Annotated in this window: 23 protein-coding genes; all 23 read right to left on the reverse strand. The window is 61.1% G+C overall.

The window, feature by feature from the left end:
- Positions 1–67: 67 nt before the first annotated feature.
- The 23 genes from NVB75_RS13645 to NVB75_RS13755 all read right to left on the reverse strand — a co-directional run bounded on the left by NVB75_RS13645 (position 68) and on the right by NVB75_RS13755 (position 16619).
- The gene (locus tag NVB75_RS13645; protein ID WP_063033904.1) at positions 68–568 is read right to left on the reverse strand and encodes a CinA family protein; all 501 of its coding nucleotides are present in this window, start codon (positions 566–568) and stop codon (positions 68–70) included.
- 71 nt (positions 569–639) lie between these two features.
- Positions 640–1152 (reverse strand): lysis protein, encoded by a 513-nt coding sequence (locus tag NVB75_RS13650; protein ID WP_258347582.1) that lies wholly within the window; start codon positions 1150–1152, stop codon positions 640–642.
- Positions 1140–1697, reverse strand: a complete 558-nt coding sequence (locus tag NVB75_RS13655; protein ID WP_258347583.1) for a glycoside hydrolase family 19 protein — start codon at positions 1695–1697, stop codon at positions 1140–1142. The genes NVB75_RS13650 and NVB75_RS13655 overlap by 13 nt, the downstream gene beginning before the upstream one ends.
- 28 nt (positions 1698–1725) lie before the next feature.
- Positions 1726–2163, reverse strand: a complete 438-nt coding sequence (locus tag NVB75_RS13660) for a phage tail assembly chaperone (protein ID WP_258347585.1) — start codon at positions 2161–2163, stop codon at positions 1726–1728.
- The gene (locus tag NVB75_RS13665) at positions 2163–3284 is read right to left on the reverse strand and encodes a hypothetical protein (protein ID WP_258347587.1); all 1122 of its coding nucleotides are present in this window, start codon (positions 3282–3284) and stop codon (positions 2163–2165) included. The genes NVB75_RS13660 and NVB75_RS13665 overlap by 1 nt, the downstream gene beginning before the upstream one ends.
- Positions 3285–3295: 11 nt before the next feature.
- Positions 3296–3895 (reverse strand): YmfQ family protein, encoded by a 600-nt coding sequence (locus NVB75_RS13670; RefSeq protein WP_258347589.1) that lies wholly within the window; start codon positions 3893–3895, stop codon positions 3296–3298.
- On the reverse strand, positions 3883–4923 hold the full coding sequence (locus tag NVB75_RS13675; protein WP_258347590.1) for a baseplate J/gp47 family protein: 1041 nt from the start codon (positions 4921–4923) through the stop codon (positions 3883–3885). The genes NVB75_RS13670 and NVB75_RS13675 overlap by 13 nt, the downstream gene beginning before the upstream one ends.
- A complete protein-coding gene (locus tag NVB75_RS13680; RefSeq protein ID WP_258347592.1) occupies positions 4913–5311 on the reverse strand; it encodes a phage GP46 family protein in 399 nt (132 codons plus the stop codon). Before NVB75_RS13680 ends, NVB75_RS13675 begins: the two co-directional genes overlap by 11 nt.
- Positions 5311–5820 (reverse strand): phage baseplate assembly protein V, encoded by a 510-nt coding sequence (locus tag NVB75_RS13685; RefSeq protein ID WP_017480159.1) that lies wholly within the window; start codon positions 5818–5820, stop codon positions 5311–5313. Before NVB75_RS13685 ends, NVB75_RS13680 begins: the two co-directional genes overlap by 1 nt.
- Positions 5821–5836: 16 nt before the next feature.
- Positions 5837–6874 carry a phage baseplate assembly protein gene (locus NVB75_RS13690; protein WP_258347595.1) on the reverse strand — a complete coding sequence of 346 codons (1038 nt, stop codon included), beginning with the start codon at positions 6872–6874 and terminating at the stop codon, positions 5837–5839.
- Between the two features lie 3 nt (positions 6875–6877).
- Positions 6878–8116, reverse strand: coding sequence for a DNA circularization protein (locus tag NVB75_RS13695; protein WP_258347597.1), 1239 nt, complete (start codon positions 8114–8116; stop codon positions 6878–6880).
- Complete coding sequence (locus NVB75_RS13700; RefSeq protein ID WP_258347599.1) at positions 8103–9719, reverse strand: hypothetical protein; 1617 nt, start codon at positions 9717–9719, stop codon at positions 8103–8105. Before NVB75_RS13700 ends, NVB75_RS13695 begins: the two co-directional genes overlap by 14 nt.
- Positions 9719–9844 carry a hypothetical protein gene (locus NVB75_RS13705; RefSeq protein WP_010170085.1) on the reverse strand — a complete coding sequence of 42 codons (126 nt, stop codon included), beginning with the start codon at positions 9842–9844 and terminating at the stop codon, positions 9719–9721. The genes NVB75_RS13700 and NVB75_RS13705 overlap by 1 nt, the downstream gene beginning before the upstream one ends.
- Positions 9845–9849: 5 nt before the next feature.
- The gene (locus NVB75_RS13710) at positions 9850–10146 is read right to left on the reverse strand and encodes a phage tail assembly protein (protein WP_017480155.1); all 297 of its coding nucleotides are present in this window, start codon (positions 10144–10146) and stop codon (positions 9850–9852) included.
- Complete coding sequence (locus NVB75_RS13715) at positions 10143–10490, reverse strand: phage tail tube protein (protein WP_010170089.1); 348 nt, start codon at positions 10488–10490, stop codon at positions 10143–10145. The genes NVB75_RS13710 and NVB75_RS13715 overlap by 4 nt, the downstream gene beginning before the upstream one ends.
- A 64-nt stretch (positions 10491–10554) precedes the next feature.
- Positions 10555–12051 (reverse strand): phage tail sheath subtilisin-like domain-containing protein, encoded by a 1497-nt coding sequence (locus NVB75_RS13720; protein WP_258347604.1) that lies wholly within the window; start codon positions 12049–12051, stop codon positions 10555–10557.
- Positions 12051–12233 (reverse strand): DUF2635 domain-containing protein, encoded by a 183-nt coding sequence (locus NVB75_RS13725; RefSeq protein ID WP_010170093.1) that lies wholly within the window; start codon positions 12231–12233, stop codon positions 12051–12053. Before NVB75_RS13725 ends, NVB75_RS13720 begins: the two co-directional genes overlap by 1 nt.
- Complete coding sequence (locus NVB75_RS13730) at positions 12230–12814, reverse strand: hypothetical protein (RefSeq protein ID WP_258347606.1); 585 nt, start codon at positions 12812–12814, stop codon at positions 12230–12232. The genes NVB75_RS13725 and NVB75_RS13730 overlap by 4 nt, the downstream gene beginning before the upstream one ends.
- Positions 12815–12873: 59 nt before the next feature.
- Positions 12874–13884: a contractile injection system protein, VgrG/Pvc8 family gene (locus NVB75_RS13735; RefSeq protein ID WP_258347608.1), complete on the reverse strand. Its 1011-nt coding sequence runs from the start codon at positions 13882–13884 to the stop codon at positions 12874–12876.
- Between the two features lie 9 nt (positions 13885–13893).
- Positions 13894–14106: a tail protein X gene (locus NVB75_RS13740; protein WP_017480150.1), complete on the reverse strand. Its 213-nt coding sequence runs from the start codon at positions 14104–14106 to the stop codon at positions 13894–13896.
- Positions 14099–14482 carry a phage tail protein gene (locus tag NVB75_RS13745; protein WP_017480149.1) on the reverse strand — a complete coding sequence of 128 codons (384 nt, stop codon included), beginning with the start codon at positions 14480–14482 and terminating at the stop codon, positions 14099–14101. Before NVB75_RS13745 ends, NVB75_RS13740 begins: the two co-directional genes overlap by 8 nt.
- Positions 14482–15909, reverse strand: coding sequence for a tail tape measure protein (locus NVB75_RS13750; RefSeq protein WP_258347611.1), 1428 nt, complete (start codon positions 15907–15909; stop codon positions 14482–14484). Before NVB75_RS13750 ends, NVB75_RS13745 begins: the two co-directional genes overlap by 1 nt.
- 128 nt (positions 15910–16037) lie before the next feature.
- A complete protein-coding gene (locus NVB75_RS13755) occupies positions 16038–16619 on the reverse strand; it encodes a phage tail assembly protein (protein ID WP_258347613.1) in 582 nt (193 codons plus the stop codon).
- Positions 16620–16646 lie beyond the last annotated feature (27 nt).

Below are 16646 nucleotides of genomic sequence, written 5' to 3' on the forward strand. Positions count from 1 at the left end.
TCAATAAGGCCTGGCGGCCAACACCTGTATAAGTAGACAGTATTGTTCCACAAAGATCCGTGATCGCCTACCCCTGTTTTTCTATTTCTGCTGCAGCTCGTCGCAACAAGCCCTCTAGCGCGGCCTTTACCGTTTGTCGGCGGACCTCGTCGCGGTTGCCGGGGAAGTGTTCGAGCTCGGTGGTGACCTCATCGCCCACGCCCCAGGCCAGCCATACGGTGCCCACCGGTTTGTCCGGCGAACCGCCATCGGGGCCCGCCACACCGCTGACCGCTACGGCAAAACGCGCCAGGCTTTTCTCCTGGGCACCTCGCACCATCGCCTCCACCACTTCGCGGCTGACAGCCCCGACTTTGGGGAACAGCGCTTCCGACACATTCAACTGCCGGGTCTTCTGGCGATTGGAATACGTGACATAGCCCGCCTCGAACCAGGCCGAACTCCCGGGAATCCGCGTGATCGCCTCGGCGATGCCACCGCCGGTGCACGACTCGGCCGTAGTGACGTGGGCATTGAGAACCTGCAAGCGTCGACCAAGTTCAGCGGCGAGTTGAGTAATTTCCTTCACGGTCATCTCCTGGAGTGGACGGGCATTTACCTACCCTACAGGAGCCCATGGGCCATGCAAGTTACAAGAGACTAACGCGCGACGGCCTGGACATACGCCTGGCAGGCGCGCAAGGCGATCATGGCGTTATCGCCGTCGTCGGTGATGGCGATAATTCGTTGAGCATGCGCCGGGTCAAGTCGGGCTCGCGGGGCGCCATGAACCACGCTGCCGGGGGTGGCGGTGGCTGGCATTGGGCAGCCGTTGGTTGGGTCGCTGGTGTCGAGAAGGACTGACAACCGCACATCAGCAGTGGCCAGGCGATCCCGCAGGTGAGCCTGATCGCGCTGTGCATCGGAAAGCTCCCGGGTGTGTTGTTGGTCGCTGGCATTGAGTTGTTGCTCCAGTGCCAGCCGTTTGTCCTGTTCAGCCTTTTGTTGACGCTGTGCAGACTGGCTTTGCTGGCTGAGCGCTTCTGCATGCAGAGCCTCCTGGCGCTCAAGTTGTGTGCCATACCGCCAGGCCTGTACCTGCCAGGCAATCCCCGCCGAGACCGCCGCCAACAGGAAAAAGCCAAGCAGGCGATATGACGTCAGAAAGCCCATAGAACCGCCTTCGCCCGAGCCCACAACTGCATACGGTTTTCCAAGCCATTGAGGCCGCCATTGATACGCCGGGTGATGGTGGTGAACTGGTCTTTGTCGGCCAGTTCGTTCAAGCCATTGCTCTGCCAGAACCACGCGGCGGATTCGCAGGCCCATTGCGGTTGCTCCAGCAACTCCGGTTGCTGCAACAGACGCTCATCGCCGAACAACGCCTGGCTGCATGCCAGGTAGTTGCGCCGGCCGGTGATCTGGATCAGGCCACGCCCGCGATACTTCTGGCCATCGCCATCGGCTTCGGGGGTGTTGCCCAGGCGAGCGGCCAGGATGCCGGTGTCGTACTTACTCAGGTATTGATCACTGCCCAATTCACGCACGTAGCGCAGTTCGCCGGATTCGTGGCCGATTTGGGCGAGGAAGGCGGCGATGCGTTTGGGGGTGGTGATTTGGTGAGCTGCGGTAGCTGCATTTAAAGAAGCTAAAAAAAGGCCCGCTCTAAGGCGGGCTCCAGGCATTACTTGAATAAGTTGGGGAAGGGTTATCTCCATTGATTTCTACTCTCGCACGCCGACACGTTTACTGAGCAACAGCATCCAACCAAGGCAATACAACGGGCCGCTTGGTAATCAAGGGAAAGCTCTCAGCCTGGGGCCAGTCACGCAATGCTTGAGTGTAGTTGAGCAACTCTTTGAACTGCTCAGTGGAAAGCGTGGTTTCCAATCCCATGTCCAACTGATCACGATGACGATCACGTACCCAACTGATGCGCTGTATTTCTGAATCACGCCACATGCGCTCGTTTGCCTGGGCTTCAGCATCGGAAATGACGGGATCGATGTACTCCTGGCACTGCTCACCCGAATCAATCAGTAAACGCACTGCACGATAAACGTCCGGTGTTTCTGCTTCAGTCACATGGTAGGGATAGCCATCCAAGGTGACTAAGTAGCTACCGTCCTTTTTAAGATAAATGTCCTCTATGTTGTACTGCTCAGGACGTTGTTCGTTATCCATTACTGAATCCTCCATGCAAAACCGACACAGTTTCCATTACCTACCGCAGTGCCACCAGCTGCCACTCCGGCGTTGCCACCAAGCGCAGCCCCGTTACCGTTGTAATTGGCACAGAAAAAGGCCCACGTTCCGCCTGCTGGAAGCACACCGCTCCCCCCTATCTGGATCCATTGCCCAGCTACAGGTTTGAGAAAGCTGGAAGCTGACAGCGCATCGGTAATCCCGTAACCCGCCAGCGTAGTCGCCACGTTCGCTTTACGCGCGGGGTCAAAATTCCCGGAAGTCCAGGCTGTCTGTGATCCCCACATGAGTTCGCCTGCAGAGTTCATCGCCAAAGACCTGGCAACCAGCCCCGACCAGTGGAACAGGATTCGCGGTGCATAGTCGAAACCTGTCTGGGTATTACTGACTTCCTGCGCCTCGCGAATTTCCAACGCACCACCGGTACCATTGCCAAGCTCCCCCAGAACTTGCGCGGACAAACTAGGTCGTTGACGGCTAGTCCCTCCAACCACTAATGCATCAGTAATTCCATATCCTGCCAGCGATGTTGCCTTATCTGCTTTGGCAGCCGGATTGAAGTTGCCGTCATGCCATAACATTCGCCATGCGCCACTGCCATCCTCAGCAAGCCTGCGCATACCAAACCACTCCCCCGTAACGCCTGAAAGAAGATCAAAGCCATACTTTCGATCGGGATACTTTATGTGCAGCCCAGCGCCATAGCTCACAGCTGCAGGTTTATCAGTAGTCGCCTCCGTCAAGCTCACAAACTGAGAGACGGGAAGATCAGACACTTTGCCTTTAACAATAGGAGCAGCCGCAAGAAGGCCTCCCGCCTCCGCAGGCATACCATCCGTAATCCCATACCCCGCCAACGTCGTGGGCTTATTCCTCAACCTCAACCAATCACTCAAAACAGTCAACGCCTGCGCCAACTGATCCGTCTTGGTCTCATCCGGCGCAATCCCCGCCGCCGCCAGCACATTCAAAATTTCCTGCGTAACCCCATTCCCCCAAGCCGCCGGAATCAAACTCCCCGGCGTCCCGGTCACCGGGTTTTCATCCACAAACTTGCCATTCACCAGCCCAACGCTGGGCACACTCTTTGGATAATCCACGCTTCTACCCTCTAGTCATAATTGATGTGCACCTGCGTATGAGCAGGTGCGCTGCGATGAATCAGGCACTCCAGGGCGTTCCCCGGATTGACGCCAAACCGCTCTCCCCAATAACTCGCCCCAAACCGCCGCCCCAGGTGCTGGCGGCCGCCAGTGTTGAGCGTCCACATGAAGTGCACCTGCCAGGTGCCAAAATGCGCGGCGCCAAACCGTGAGCGGCCCATGCGCGGTGCGCGGTGCTCTGTGACACTGGCGTCGGGATAACCCTGGCTGCGGGCGATTTCGATGTAGTAGGCGGCGCGCTGGCTGCCCACCGCCAACAGGCGTCGACGCACCGCCAGGCGACGGTCGTCGTACAGCGGGCTCAAGCCCAGGCAGGGATCGGGCAGTTGCATCACCCTTTCCCACTCCGGCACCAGTTCGCTGACGGTCGCCGGGTCCATTTCGTTTTGCAGGTCGCAGGCCCGGGCGTCGATGCGCGTGAGTTCTTCGGCGATGCCTTTGAGCACCGTCTCCAACTGCGGCACGGTCTCCAGATCCCAGGCCGGCCCGCTGGGCAACAAGGCGATCAGTTGTTCCTGATACTGGCCAGCGGTTCTCACTCCAGCCATGTGATACCTCCGAACACCAGTAACTGATTCGTCGCCGCTGTAACGTCCGCCAACGGGTTTGTGAGGGTGTGATCGGTCTCGCCGGTCGCAGTGCTGATGGCTTCGGCGATATGGGTCAGCAACAAGGTGTCGCCCAAGCCGGCTTCGCGGTTGTGCAGGTCACGCAGTTGGGCCTCGACAGCCGCGCGCACGGCGCTGGTGTCGGGGGTCAGCCGCAGTTGATAAGCCACCGGTTTCATCACTGGCGCCAAAACATACACATCAGCGGTGACTGGCCGCAGCGGCTCGATATGGGCTTGAACCTGCGCCAGCTGCGCAGCATTGGGGATCGGCTGCGGGTCGTCGTCACGCATCACAAACACTCCCACCGTCCCCGGCCCCAGGTAATTGCCGCGACACCACGCGCGAGTAATGCCGGGCACTTCGAGGGACCAGGTCTCGTAATCCTGTGCCGAACCGCCCTGGGGGATAACGCGATAGGAACGAATCACCCGCGCCCGCAGCGACTCCAGGGTTTCTCGCGCCACACCGCCGGTCAGCCCCGGCGCCAGCACGGTAAAGGTCGAACCAATACCTTGCAGCGGCTGGACCGCAATCAGGCTCAGCCCGGCATCAGCGTTGCCCAGGGTGCCGGCGTCAATCGCTTGCACGGTGGCAGTGTTGAGGCCCGCATGGGTCGTGGCGGCAGCGGTGACTTTGAAGCTGCGCCCATCACTGCTTTGCAGCACCGTATCCACATCCAGTACCGCGCCCGCCGTCGCGGTAAAACTCACGCTGCCACTGGCGGCCACCGCCGCCTTGCGCGCCTGGTTCAACCGCAGCGCGGCGATGCGCTCCAGGGTGGATTCATCCGCGGTATCCGGCAGGATCTGCTCAGCGATCCAATCGAGATAACCGTACAGGCCGAACGCCGCACCACTGAGTGTGCGCGCCAGGACCTGGGCATCGGACTGGCGCAGCGAATCGCTGGCCAGGTCGCTTTGGGTGCGTTTGATCAGCACCGGCAGCGAAGGGGTTTCAAACGGCATAGATCACCTGCCAACTGTTATCAGGGTTGATGTCCAGGCGCTCGCCATCGGCCAGGGTCAGCTGCGTGCGCAGGTTGAGACGCTGAGCGTCAAGGCGTTCACTAAGGACTTCGATGGCGCTGCAATGCCCATCATCGATCAGCCATTGCAGGGCCTCGCGGGCATAGAATTCGGCGTCCAGTTGCGTCTGGCGGGTCAGCTTGACCCGCCGCAGCAGCCACAGCCTTGAGCCGATACGGTCGTCGGCCACGCTGGGGAAACTGTCGCCCCACCAGCCGAAGCGCTCGTCATCGTCAACGGGGTCATCCGGCGCGGCACGGCGCCAGGTGAACAGGCTGATCAGCACCGAGCGGGTCAGGGCATTTTTCAGGTTGTCGGAGACAAACATCACTGGCCTCCCGCCGGCGCGCCGGTCTGGCCGCTGCCGGGCTGTACGCCCACATGCACGTGCCGGATCTGGCTGATGCCGCCGGCAATCTGATCGCCCTGGGAGATGATCTTGCCGCTCTGGGTCAGGGTCGGCGTATCGATGTTCACCGCCTGGCTGGCGCGGATATTCAGGGTGCCGGTTTCAATGTCGATCACCCGCCCGCGCTTGAAGTGAACCTTGTCGCCTTCGTCGGTGTAGATCGCTACTTCGCCCGGCGCCAGGGACTGCAACCGATAGCGACGGTCAGCCACCACCAGCACGATGGCATGAGAGCGGTCCCCGCCCAGGAACGTGGCGATGCCTTCAGCACCGGCCAGCGGATTGCTGGTGAAACCGTAGGGTTCGAAGTGCTCCATGTCGTCGTTCACTTCGCCTGCGGTCAGGCGCATTTGCAGCGATTGCAGCTTGGTGGCCGAGTGGGCGAGCACGACAGTGCCGCGCGCCAGCAGGCGAGTCAGTAGGCTCATGGAAATTCCTTGATGGTTAAGCGGATGGCAACGGATTGGCATCAAAGGTGGACGGCGGCGCCACCTGTAGCGTGGTGATCGAACCTTGGTCGGAGAGCGAATAAGTAATCCTGGAGATCAGCATGTCCTGGTCAAATCCAAGCACCGGATCGACCACCCGCACCAACAGGTTGTGGCGCCACAAATCGCCGTTGGACTGCCGCCAGCCTTGCACGGTGTAGGTGGTGGTCAGGGCTTTCCCAGTACGGGTAGCGCGTTCCCAGTCGGAACGTTGCTGGGCCAGCTCGGGGGTCAACTGCGTCGGTTCGCTGATCACCGTGACGCGTTTTCGCGCGGCGCTTTCATCCCGGGAAATCCCTGAAACCTCACTGACCGCCGCTGCACTTTTCTGATCATCGCCCTTGTGCTGGCCGATGACGCGGTACTCGGAAAACACCGAGCCAAAGTCCATCGGCGCGTTAGCCGAAAGGATGTTCTTGCCCAGTTCCAGGCCGTCATTCGCACGCCCTGCACTCCCCGGCAATGCCAGCACCAGGCGTCCGGCCGCATCGTCGGTGGAGAACACCCGATACAGCGTCAGCAAGCGGTCGATGGACTGGAATACCGTCTCCCCGGGCACAATGCTGTGGGTCTGCAAACGTGTGGTCTCGGCAATCTCGCTGTGCACCTCGACGCCATAGGTGGCCGTCAGCGCGCGGACGATGTTCAGCACACTTTGCCCGCGCCACTGGCCGGGCTGGTTTATCGCAGCGCAGTCCACCAGGTCCTGCGTCACTGAACCGCCTTGAATACTCAGGCTGATCTGCTGGCCGTCGTAACTGACGGGGGCCTTGAACACAAAGCCGGTGAGCACCAGATCGCAACCGATGCGCACCTGGCAACGGACTCCAGGCTTGATCGGTACCGCAAGGGTTTGCCCGGGCCATTGCCAGGTGATGTTAAGGGTGAAGGTGCGAAATTGACGCTCCAGGTCGGCGCTGATTTCCACGCTTTTCCAGCCGCCATAATCCAGGCCGTCCACGGTCAGGGTGACGGCATTGTCCAACTCGTTCATGGGTTACTCCCTGACCACTTGCAGATCTGCTGGTGGCAGGAAGCCCGGATGGGCCACCCGATTGCGCTGCACCACCTCGCCCACTCGCGTCGCGTCCCCGAAACGCTGATACGCCAACAGCAAGGCGGGCATGCTGCGCATTGGCGTCAGGTTGACCAGTCGCACACCGGACGAAGCCACCGCGGTCAGATGCGTGAACATCTGTTGGCGCAAGTCGTTCAGCGCAACGTAGTGCCCGGCGTCGGCCTTCAATGCGGCTTGCCACATGGCTTCGTTCAGAAGGTCACGCAGCACCAGCACATCGTCGGCCACCGGCACTTCGCGGCGCTGCACCGGCTGTGCCGCCTGTTGCGCCAGGGACGGCGTGACGCTGAGGGTCACCGCTTTGGTCGCCACCGGTACGTCCGCCAGCCAATGGGCGATCTTCACCCACAACGCGTCCTGTACCAGATTGGCGGTGGCCTGCACGGCGGCCATGCTGTCTTTGCCGGTGGTCAGCTTTGGCACGTCGATAGTGCGAGCCGCTTCCAACTGCTGCGAGAGGTTGGCCAGCATGCCGCGATAGCCGCTGCGGGCAAACGCCTTGAGGTCCTTCACATCGCCGAGCAAGCCCTTGAATTCGGCGCTCAATTCCTTGGGTACTTCCTTGATGGCTTTGACCAGTGCGTTCAGGTCGCCATACAACTGAATCAGCGGGGCAAACTGCTGTTCAATCACTTGGTAAACCTCAGCCAGGCCATTGCGCAACGCCTGGATCCCCACCCGAGCCTGCTTCACCAGTGCGACGGCCTGCTCAAAACGCAGCACCGCCGACCCCAGCAAACTGTCGGCCGACACCAGCAACAGCTGGCGGGTATTGACCGCCGTAGTGGGAAACTTCAAGGGTTCGTCGGGATAGAACTTCAGGGCAAAGGTCACCAGCCCGCCGTCCTGGCGAGTCTGGGTCATCTCGCATTCGCCGACCTTGACCTGCAACCGTCCAAGCCACGGGTGCACCAGCTCGCCAGCGCCCTCCTCCAGGGCCTTGAGCAACTTGTCGCGTTGCTCCAGGCAATCCTCGCCCACTACAAATGCCGTCAGCTCATGCACCCGGGACTGTTGGCCCAGCCCTTCAAAAAACGGCAGGTCGCGCTGAGGGTATTCGTGCAACTGGCCCTTCTTGCCGACCGGGACTTTCGCCTGGTCAACCCAAAAACCGACGCCACGAAACGACGCCGGCAACAAACGATCACGCCAGCTCATTGGAGCCTCCAAGGGACAAGGAACGGTAGCCGACACGTGGGGTGACACTCAGGCCGGGCTGGTTGGTTCTGGGCTGGTCGACCCGCAGGCCGGCCGGTGCATTGTCGAAGCTCACCCGCAAGTCGCCGTTGAGCTGCGTGCGGTTGTTGGCCGCGGTTTGTTGCAGCAGCGAACTGGAGCTGGACGCCAGCGGTGATACCAAGCCAGGCCCCTTGCGGAACCAGGATGGGTTACGCGCGCTTTCGGCATTGCGTTCCTGTTGCTCGGTGGTCAACTCCAGCACACTGCCGGTCGCCTGGTTGATCACTTCACCCAGCCCACCGTTGAACAGCTTGCGAATCGGCGCGGTGATCACCGCAAGATTCTCCGACAGCGCCGTGAACCAACTCAGCACCGGTGCCCACATGGCTTCAAGTTGCTCCATCGGATGCCAGTCGTCGAACAGGCCACTCAGCACCACAAAGGCGTCCTGGGCCTGCAACTTGAGATCACTCCAGATCGAGGCAAATGCTCCGCTGACGCTACCCCAGACGGCAGAGATCTTGTCCAGAGGCGACCAATCGAAGTAACTGCTGACGATGGTAAAAGCCGCCAGCGCGGTGAGTTTGAAGTCACTCCAGATCGCCGCAAACATCTCACTGACCACCCCCCAGTTGGCAATGATTTGCCCTTGGGGTGACCAACTGAACAGGCTTTTCATGAGCTCGACCACTGGCACGCTCAGTGCTTTGAGCAAGTCCCAGAGGGCCGCAAAAAAGCCGCTCAACGGCGTCCAGTTGTTGACGATCAAACCCATTGGCGACCAGGAAAATAGTGTGGTGAAAAAGCCGGCCAAGGGCTGCGCCATCACCTTCAGCGACGTCCACAACCCTGCAAAAAAACCTGTGATCGGCCCCCACAGGCGCATTACTTGTTCCAGCGGACGAAACGCAAAGACCGTCTGAAAAAATGCGCCCAGGGTTCCAATCGCCGCCATGACCCGCTCGCCAAGCCCGACAAAAAACGCCGAAATCGGCTTCCAGTTGGCAACGATCAATCCCGCCGCCACGGCGATGCCCACGGCCACCAACACTATCGGGTTGGCGCTGAGCACCAGTTGCATCAGCCCCAGCGCCTGGGACACGCCGGTGACAGCCGCTTGAATGGCGGTAAACGCCACCGCACCGGCTGCGAGGCCCTGCACCAGTTGCGGATTCTCGGTAAGCACTTGGGCCACCGAGGTCAGCAACGGCTCCAGCCCGACCACCACTGCCGTGACGGCTGGCAACAGCGCGGTACCGAAAGCCACTGATACCTTGTCCAACGAGGCGTTGAAATCCTTCAGGCCCTGCGCTGCGGTTTCGGTAACGCCCTGCCCCACGGCGGCATTCACTTCGCCGACCTCAGCCTTGAACGCCAAAGCCGATTTAATGCCGCTGACAAACGGTGCCGCCAGCCCGCCGCCCTTCACCAAACCGGCGATATCCAGCTTGCCGAGGCCCGTCTGTTCCAGGTTCTGCCTGAAGCGCCCGACCGTGGCCTGCAGCGCAGCGAGCTTGGGCGACAGCTGGTCGATCCCGGTCAGGCGCACGGCGGTACTTTCTACTTTCTGAGCTTCTGCCATCACTGCACCTGCTGCATCGCATTGATCCGTTGCGCATGCTCCAGGGATTCCCGGAGCGTATCCAAAGGCCTGGCCAGCATCTGTTCGGGGTCAACCTTCCAGAACCAGGCCAGGTCGTAGGCCACCGCAATCAGCTCGGCGACGGAGCCTGCGCCGCACTCATGAAAAAACCGGCGACGGCCCAGCTCAGCGCGTTGAAGTCCACCAGGTCGAGCTGGTTGACCGACGACGGCGGAATGCCCGCGCACACCGCGATGTACTTGGCGGCCACGTCGAGGTCGAGACTCACGTCTTCACCCTTGTCGATCTTGTACGGCAGCGCCTTGATCGCCCGTACCTCCTGCACCGTCGGGCGGCGCAGGGTGAGTTCGGTCAGTGGCTCGCCGTGGGCCTCGATGGCCACTTGCAGCTTCACCGTGTCGGTCATTGCCAGGTCCCCTTGATGCCTTCGAATTTCAGCTCGATCACGGCGTCGTCGCCCTTGGCCACTGGCTCTTCCACCAGGTAGGCACCGGCCAGCACGTAGACCTTACCGTTGTTGAATTCGCAGGTGACGGTCATGTCGGTGCCGGCGATCAGTTGCTTCAATGGAAAATCCGGCGTGTGCAGCGCGGTAACCTTGAAGGACGGGGTGATGTCGGTTTCCTTGTAGAAACCCGGCACCACGGTTTCCCGCTTGACGGCCATCAACGGTGCTTCGCAGCCGCCGTTGATGGTCAGTTGAGCGCCGTCCACTTTGACGTAGCAGGTGCCCGCAATCAGTTGACCCATGATGTTTCTCCCAAAAATAAGCCCGCACTCGGCGGGCTGGAATCAGTTGCGAAAAGCGCGGGGCTTACACCGCCGCGTCGTACTGCAAACGGAACTGGTTGAGCAGCGCAAACACCCGCAGCCCGTTGACGTAATCCGGCGGGAACAGCACGTTGACCCGGCTCGGGTCCTGGCTGTCGCGCTCGACGATCAGGTGCTCGGCGAACAGCTCGGCGTTCTCCACATGACCTTCCAGTTCCAGCTTGGCATACTGGGCAATCAGCTCACCGCGGATAGTGCTCGGGGTGACGATCGGCTGGCCGGCGCCAAAACGCGTGCCGTCAGCGGCGAGCTTGTGGCGCCCGTACTTGCTGGTGATCACGCTTTGCAGACGGCGCACGATAAAGGCCGACTGGTGCAGGGTTTCGCTGTCCAGGTAGGAGTTGTCCGCCTGGCCGAAAGCGTTCTTCTGGTAGGTGGTGATCGCCCGCTGGATGCGCACGTAACCGCCTTCGTAGTAAGCGGTGGCGATGCCGTAGTTGAGCAGCGATTGGCGCTCGGTCAGGGTGAAGCGCTCGCTGGCGTCCGCCGGGTCGAGGCCTGGCAGGCTGCCGCTTTGGGTCGGACGGCTGGCATCGGCGGAGATAAACACCGCCGTGCGTGCGGCCAAGGCGGCTGCCTGGACCCAGAACGGTTGCGGTACGCCCGGCTCCATGGCCTGAATGGTCACGTGCTGGTCGTTACGCCCTTGCCCGGCAGCCACCAGGGTGCCGATGGTGCCGCGCTTGGCGGTGTAGACGTGACCGAACAGTTGCTTGGCCCAGGACCAGCGGCCGCTGTTGTCATCCATCACCGCTTGCCAGGCGTTGAGGCTGGTGGTGTCGGCCCACGGCATGCAGATGAACTCGAACGGCTCATCGCCCAGCGCAGCCAGCGCCGCGAGTTGGTCAGGTACACCGGCACCCGCGGCCATTTTGCCGAGCACGGCGGTCAGGCCGTCGGGGATTTGTTCACCGTTGCTCTGGCCCAGGCGGTTGAGTTGCAGGCTGATGTCGTTGCCACTGTCACCGGTCCATTTGGCGGTCAGGGTGACCGTGCCATCGGCGGCCACCGCACTGACCGGCAGGTCGGCGCTCGCGTTGATTTTCAGCGCCAGGGCGGTGGCGGCCACGGCAGCGGTCGCGCCATTGATCACGGTCGCTTGAACGCGGGTGCCGCCAACGTACAGGCTGAGAATGCCACCTTGGGTCGCGGCGCCGGTCAGCTTGAGCTCGGCCTTGGCCGCGCTGCCTTCGGTACTGTGCAGCGGCAGGCACCAGATCTCGCCCACCGGGTCACTCTTGCGGAACGTCTCGTACATCGATGCCAGCATCGAACCCTGGCCACCGATACGTTTGGCCATGGCCGCGCTCGACACCAGCACCAGGCTGCCGATTTCCGGGCTGGTGACGTTGTCGTTGACCTGGGCCACAATCAATCGGCGCAAGGCGGACGACGCACTATTGGCTGCCGAATTGTCCATCTCGGCGTAGAACAGCGGCACACGAATGTCCGCCGGAATATGACTGAATCCAATCGCCATTATTTGGCTCCCTGTGGTTTTGCCGCCTTGACGGCTTTGGTTGTGATGTCGCCATCGGCCAGACGTCGACGCCACCAGGCGTTGTCCGGGACTTCGCGGCCTTCGGCGGGCAACAGATCGCCCGCCTCCGGGTCAGGTACGGCACGGCCGGAAACCGGCAGTACGGTGATGCGTTTGCTCATGGTTTTACCTCGGCAGAAAACGTCATTTCCAGGCGCCCGTCGGGGCCTGGGCGTTGCAGATTGGGGTCAGCCGGGTCGATGGCATCGACCCGCACCGTCACCCCGTTGAAGGACGGCAGAGCGTCCAACTCAAGCTCGAGCCAGGTTTCCGCTGGCTGTGTGCTGAGGTTGCGTCCCAGTTGGAACTCGGCGAAAAATCGCAGCCGGTAGAGCCCGCGGGTCTTCGTCAGCAGCAGCCAGTCGCCGCCTTCGTACTGAATGGGCTCGTAGAAGCGCTCGGGCTTGAATCCCACCAGGGCGCGCCAGACTTCGGCGCGCAGGGCGTGGAGTTGGTCCATGGCTAGCGCTTGTTGGCCGTCCACCAGGTCGAGTACCAGCACCACGCCAAAATGCTCGCGGATAGTTTGCCGGGTGGTGTTTTGCGAACTGTTCGCGGTGGCTGCGTCAGTGATCGGCGTAACGACCGTAGCGGGTGCACCAAGCAGGGTTTGCAGCGCATCGAGATCGAGGCCAGCGTGCACCTGTTGGTTGAAACCGGGGCAGTGATCACGCAGGTGAGTCAGTAACGGGGTGATCTTCATAGGGTTCACCGGGCAATAAAAAACCCGCTCGGGAGCGGGTCTGGTTAGAGGGCGCGCGGCTAGACCGTCAAGCCACTGGCGACAATCGAACTGCGATAGCCCGCCTTCGGCACCCCGGTATGCGTCACCGTTTTGATCGACCATCGCCCTTGCATATACGTCGGCCAGGTTTCGTCCAGCAGCAAAAGACCTTCGGCCGCCAGCAACGGGTTACCTGGGCAATCAATGGTTAGCGTTCGTCCTTTAAGGCTGGCCCGGCCCAACTCGCGCTGCGCCACCACCCGGGCTTCATTTTCGCTCTGATAGCGCTGGCGCAGGACGGTAAACGGGGCAATCCCAACCTGAACCACCCGCAGCTTGCCTGCCGCGGCATCCCACCAACTGGTTTGGCAACCTGCGTATTTAGCGCGGGCTTTTTCCTCAAACTTGGCGCTGATAAATGCCTGCTCGCCGGGGCGGTTGTTCTGGGTCACGGAGAGTTTTACCTCTGGCAGCATCTGGCCAGAAAGCGATTTGACCTGCCCGCTGTCAGCCAGTACATACAGCTCGTTGAAGGGCTTGCTGACCCCACCGTACTTCCCGGCAAGCCGGGTGATAAAGGCCATGTCGCTTTCATTGGACTGATCGATATGGGGAATGAAAATACCCTCCAGGCTCGGCGCAACACTGGGTGAAAAGCCGTGGCGGGTCACCAGTTGGCGGAACAGCGCCCCCAGGGTAGTCGGCCCGTAACTGGCGGAACGACGCTGCCGATAGCCGGTTTGATCCTGCACACTGAACGGAGCTGCGGTGGCTCCCACCACCAGACGCATGGGAAACAGGAACGGCGTTAGATGGGTAACCACAAACTCGCCCTTTTCCACCAGCCCCGTCTCCAGGTAGCCCGCCCGAAAACCGATCTTCCCGCTCAGGCTCGGCAAGCCTTCCAGGCCTTCGATGTTGAGGGTGAGTTCCAATTGGTCAGATTCAATACCTGTGGTATCCGTATGGCTCCACTGCATGATTCGCTCGTTGAGCAGGGCCGCGTTGGCGCCGTAGAACTCGACGATCGGGGTAAATCCCATTGCCATGAAACCTCCTTAATCCCAGGCCGACACCGGACGCACCGCAGCCGGTCGCGACTCCACTTCGGGCACGATTACCCAAACACCCGCCGGCAAGACCGGGCCTTGCTCGGCAAGATCGGGGTTCAAGCGCCAGAGGTTTTCTTCAGCCTTGTCATCGCAGCGGCCAAGCTCGCGGTAGAGCAGCAGGTTGACCGAGTCACCGGCAATACTTCGTACTCTACGCATTGACGAACTCCTCCAGCACCAGTGTCCAGCCGATCACCAGAGCGGTGCCGTCATCGATCACACAGGACTGATCTTCCGTGACCGAGGTGATGCGCCACAGTCCCCAGTTACGACCGATACCGTCCACCAATGGCAGCGGCGCCCGACCGTTCTGCAGCGCGCGCAGCTCGTCCAGTCGTTGCATGCCCACGGCGTACGCGGCTTTACCTGTGAACGTGAGCTTTTCCAGGTTTTGCCCTTTCTGCCGCGACTGCGGCTTGCTGGCAATAATCTCCAGATTCGCCCAGCCACCGTCCGTGAGGCGGTTGAGACCGGAGTAGGCAAACCCGCGCGACAACCCGAAAATAAAATCCCCCAGTACCATTTGCTGTCGCATCAGGCATATCCCCTTAAATCAGTCAGCGATGCGTTACGCCGCACGCTCAAGGCGTCGGTCAGTATCGGTAAGGTTTGGTATTGCAGCGCCTGAATCACGCCATCGATGATGGGTTGGGCATCGGCAAGACTTACACCGCTGATCTGAATGCTTGGCGCGATGGTGATCTGCAGGTTGTCGGTGCTGGCGCTACTGAGTTCCTTGCTTACCGTGTTGGGTGATGGCAGACGGTCACTTGGGCCGAACAACTTGTCACCGAGCCAGGTTCCCGCCTCGCTGCCCAACAAACCACCGATGGCGCCGCCGACAGCAGTGCCGACACCGGGAAAAATCAGGGTGCCGATAGCGGCGCCGGCGGAGGCTCCCGCCCAGGCGCCGCCCGCGGTGCTGAGGCCGGAGGCGACCGCTTTTGCGTCGCCATTGCGCACGCCCTGCACCACATCCATGGCGGTGTCGACGTACTTCAACGGGCCGAGGCGGCGGGTGCCTACCGATTCCAGTCTGGCAAACGCTCCCGATAAACTCGCGGCCAGGCCTTTGCCTGCACCGCGCGCCACACGGCGGTTTGCCGACGGCGCCGCGTAGGAGGCAAACGAATTACCAGGTAGGTTGGTCGACGCCTGGGCGGCCTGTTTGGCAGAGAACGGAACAAGCGGCTGGCCCATCGCATTGAGCTGGGGCGCGGCATTTGCCGAGGCGGGAAGATGAAGAGGTTTGAGATCCGCGGCTTTGCCATCGACGGTTGCCTTCGATTCACGCGGAATCGTTTGGCCAGGCTTGGGAAGCTTGACGCGCCGCTTCTTCAAATCCCCGGGGGTGCGAGCTTTGTCTTTCTTGCGGACCGTCTCTCCAACGCTTTCGGGTATCTGTGCGGCCGCCGTTTCAAGTGGGCCGGTGGTGCCAGGGCAACATTGCTTGTCGCCACCCTTGTCCTTGTCTTTATCAAGCCCCCCGTCCTTGAACAGTTTCCCTACTCCGGGAATCTTGCCGAACGTCACATCGACCAGATTGCCGATCACTCGGGTCTTGACCGTATCCAACAGGCTCGAACCCAAATCCTTGCCGATATCGGCCCCGGCCTTGAGGCCCTTGTCCACCCAGGAATCGGAGGCTGTTGCTGGGTCCTTTTGCTCGTTCTTCGGCGCACCAGCGGCGACATCGACCGTCTTGGTCTCCAGCGAGTTGCCGTTAATGAACAACGTGCTGTTGAGCGATTCGAGGGTCTCGCGCAGCCGCACCTGCTCCAGGGTCAGGCCGTTGATTTCGAGGCTGGCACTGGCCAGCGCCAGGCTAAGATCCGTCAGTGCGGCAGGCACCGCATCCAGGGAGGCAGGCCCGGTCAAATCCTCGGCCGCCGGTGACAAGTCCCCCGAAAGCCCTCGGTCATACGTTTGCCCGGCAAATGCCAGCGCATAGTTAATCTGCATCCCGCTCTACTCCTTTTTGACGCCAAGGCGAGTGATCGCGATGTCGTAGCGGCGCAATGCTTTTCCGGCGTCCCAGTCCAGGATTTCCGCTTCGTTTACCGAGTAAACCAGCGGCACAACATCGAGGATTACTTCGATGTCGCGCTCTGAAAGAAGGCCGCCGGTTGATTTAAAAAATCGTCGATTCGCCCCTGCAGTTCGGTCCAGTCGGGCACGGTCAGGCCCGCCAGGTCGGGGATCATCAGCCCAGAACAATGGGCAGTGATGAACTCAGCGCGCTCCTTGGCCGTGGTGAGTTTTTTCATCACTTTGGTGGCACGCAGCGCGGGCATTTCCAGGGTCACGTCGGTCAGGGTTCGGCCCGCTGCATTCAACGGCAGCAGCAGCTTCACCTGTTCGGTGGTGCTTGAGTCGCCAGGCGTGCGGGACTCGTCCAGGAAGAACGAAGCCGGGCGGGTCGACATGTCATGCACGTATTGCGCGATGCTCACGTAGTCCGGGCGTTTGAGCTGGTCGAGCTCTTTTTCCGACAGGCCGGTGGCGAGTTTCGCCAGTTCGAAAAACTGGTCGTCCTCATCGTCACCAGCCCGGGCCAGCGCGTCTTTTTGCGCGGCATAGAACAGCGGTTTGAGTTGAATCTGCTCGACCGTCGCGCCGGTATCGGCGGTGATCGGCGACAGCAGGATGTGCAGCGGAGGCATCCAGGCCATGAATCAATTCCTTGATGAAGTATGGGA

Source organism: Pseudomonas sp. CBS (assembly GCF_024734645.1).
In the GTDB taxonomy this organism is placed as follows: Bacteria; Pseudomonadota; Gammaproteobacteria; order Pseudomonadales; family Pseudomonadaceae; genus Aquipseudomonas.

What these genes read in the sequence shown, in the direction of transcription:
- NVB75_RS13650 (WP_258347582.1), bottom strand. Translation starts at nt 1,152, where the DNA reads ATGGGCTTTCTGACGTCATATCGCCTGCTTGGCTTTTTCCTGTTGGCG.
- NVB75_RS13655 (WP_258347583.1), bottom strand. Translation starts at nt 1,697, where the DNA reads ATGGAGATAACCCTTCCCCAACTTATTCAAGTAATGCCTGGAGCCCGC.
- NVB75_RS13660 (WP_258347585.1), bottom strand. Translation starts at nt 2,163, where the DNA reads ATGGATAACGAACAACGTCCTGAGCAGTACAACATAGAGGACATTTAT.
- NVB75_RS13670 (WP_258347589.1), bottom strand. Translation starts at nt 3,895, where the DNA reads ATGGCTGGAGTGAGAACCGCTGGCCAGTATCAGGAACAACTGATCGCC.
- NVB75_RS13675 (WP_258347590.1), bottom strand. Translation starts at nt 4,923, where the DNA reads ATGCCGTTTGAAACCCCTTCGCTGCCGGTGCTGATCAAACGCACCCAA.
- NVB75_RS13680 (WP_258347592.1), bottom strand. Translation starts at nt 5,311, where the DNA reads ATGTTTGTCTCCGACAACCTGAAAAATGCCCTGACCCGCTCGGTGCTG.
- NVB75_RS13685 (WP_017480159.1), bottom strand. Translation starts at nt 5,820, where the DNA reads ATGAGCCTACTGACTCGCCTGCTGGCGCGCGGCACTGTCGTGCTCGCC.
- NVB75_RS13690 (WP_258347595.1), bottom strand. Translation starts at nt 6,874, where the DNA reads ATGAACGAGTTGGACAATGCCGTCACCCTGACCGTGGACGGCCTGGAT.
- NVB75_RS13695 (WP_258347597.1), bottom strand. Translation starts at nt 8,116, where the DNA reads ATGAGCTGGCGTGATCGTTTGTTGCCGGCGTCGTTTCGTGGCGTCGGT.
- NVB75_RS13700 (WP_258347599.1), bottom strand. Translation starts at nt 9,719, where the DNA reads ATGGCAGAAGCTCAGAAAGTAGAAAGTACCGCCGTGCGCCTGACCGGG.
- NVB75_RS13710 (WP_017480155.1), bottom strand. Translation starts at nt 10,146, where the DNA reads ATGACCGACACGGTGAAGCTGCAAGTGGCCATCGAGGCCCACGGCGAG.
- NVB75_RS13715 (WP_010170089.1), bottom strand. Translation starts at nt 10,490, where the DNA reads ATGGGTCAACTGATTGCGGGCACCTGCTACGTCAAAGTGGACGGCGCT.
- NVB75_RS13720 (WP_258347604.1), bottom strand. Translation starts at nt 12,051, where the DNA reads ATGGCGATTGGATTCAGTCATATTCCGGCGGACATTCGTGTGCCGCTG.
- NVB75_RS13725 (WP_010170093.1), bottom strand. Translation starts at nt 12,233, where the DNA reads ATGAGCAAACGCATCACCGTACTGCCGGTTTCCGGCCGTGCCGTACCT.
- NVB75_RS13730 (WP_258347606.1), bottom strand. Translation starts at nt 12,814, where the DNA reads ATGAAGATCACCCCGTTACTGACTCACCTGCGTGATCACTGCCCCGGT.
- NVB75_RS13735 (WP_258347608.1), bottom strand. Translation starts at nt 13,884, where the DNA reads ATGGCAATGGGATTTACCCCGATCGTCGAGTTCTACGGCGCCAACGCG.
- NVB75_RS13740 (WP_017480150.1), bottom strand. Translation starts at nt 14,106, where the DNA reads ATGCGTAGAGTACGAAGTATTGCCGGTGACTCGGTCAACCTGCTGCTC.
- NVB75_RS13745 (WP_017480149.1), bottom strand. Translation starts at nt 14,482, where the DNA reads ATGCGACAGCAAATGGTACTGGGGGATTTTATTTTCGGGTTGTCGCGC.
- NVB75_RS13750 (WP_258347611.1), bottom strand. Translation starts at nt 15,909, where the DNA reads ATGCAGATTAACTATGCGCTGGCATTTGCCGGGCAAACGTATGACCGA.
- NVB75_RS13755 (WP_258347613.1), bottom strand. Translation starts at nt 16,619, where the DNA reads ATGGCCTGGATGCCTCCGCTGCACATCCTGCTGTCGCCGATCACCGCC.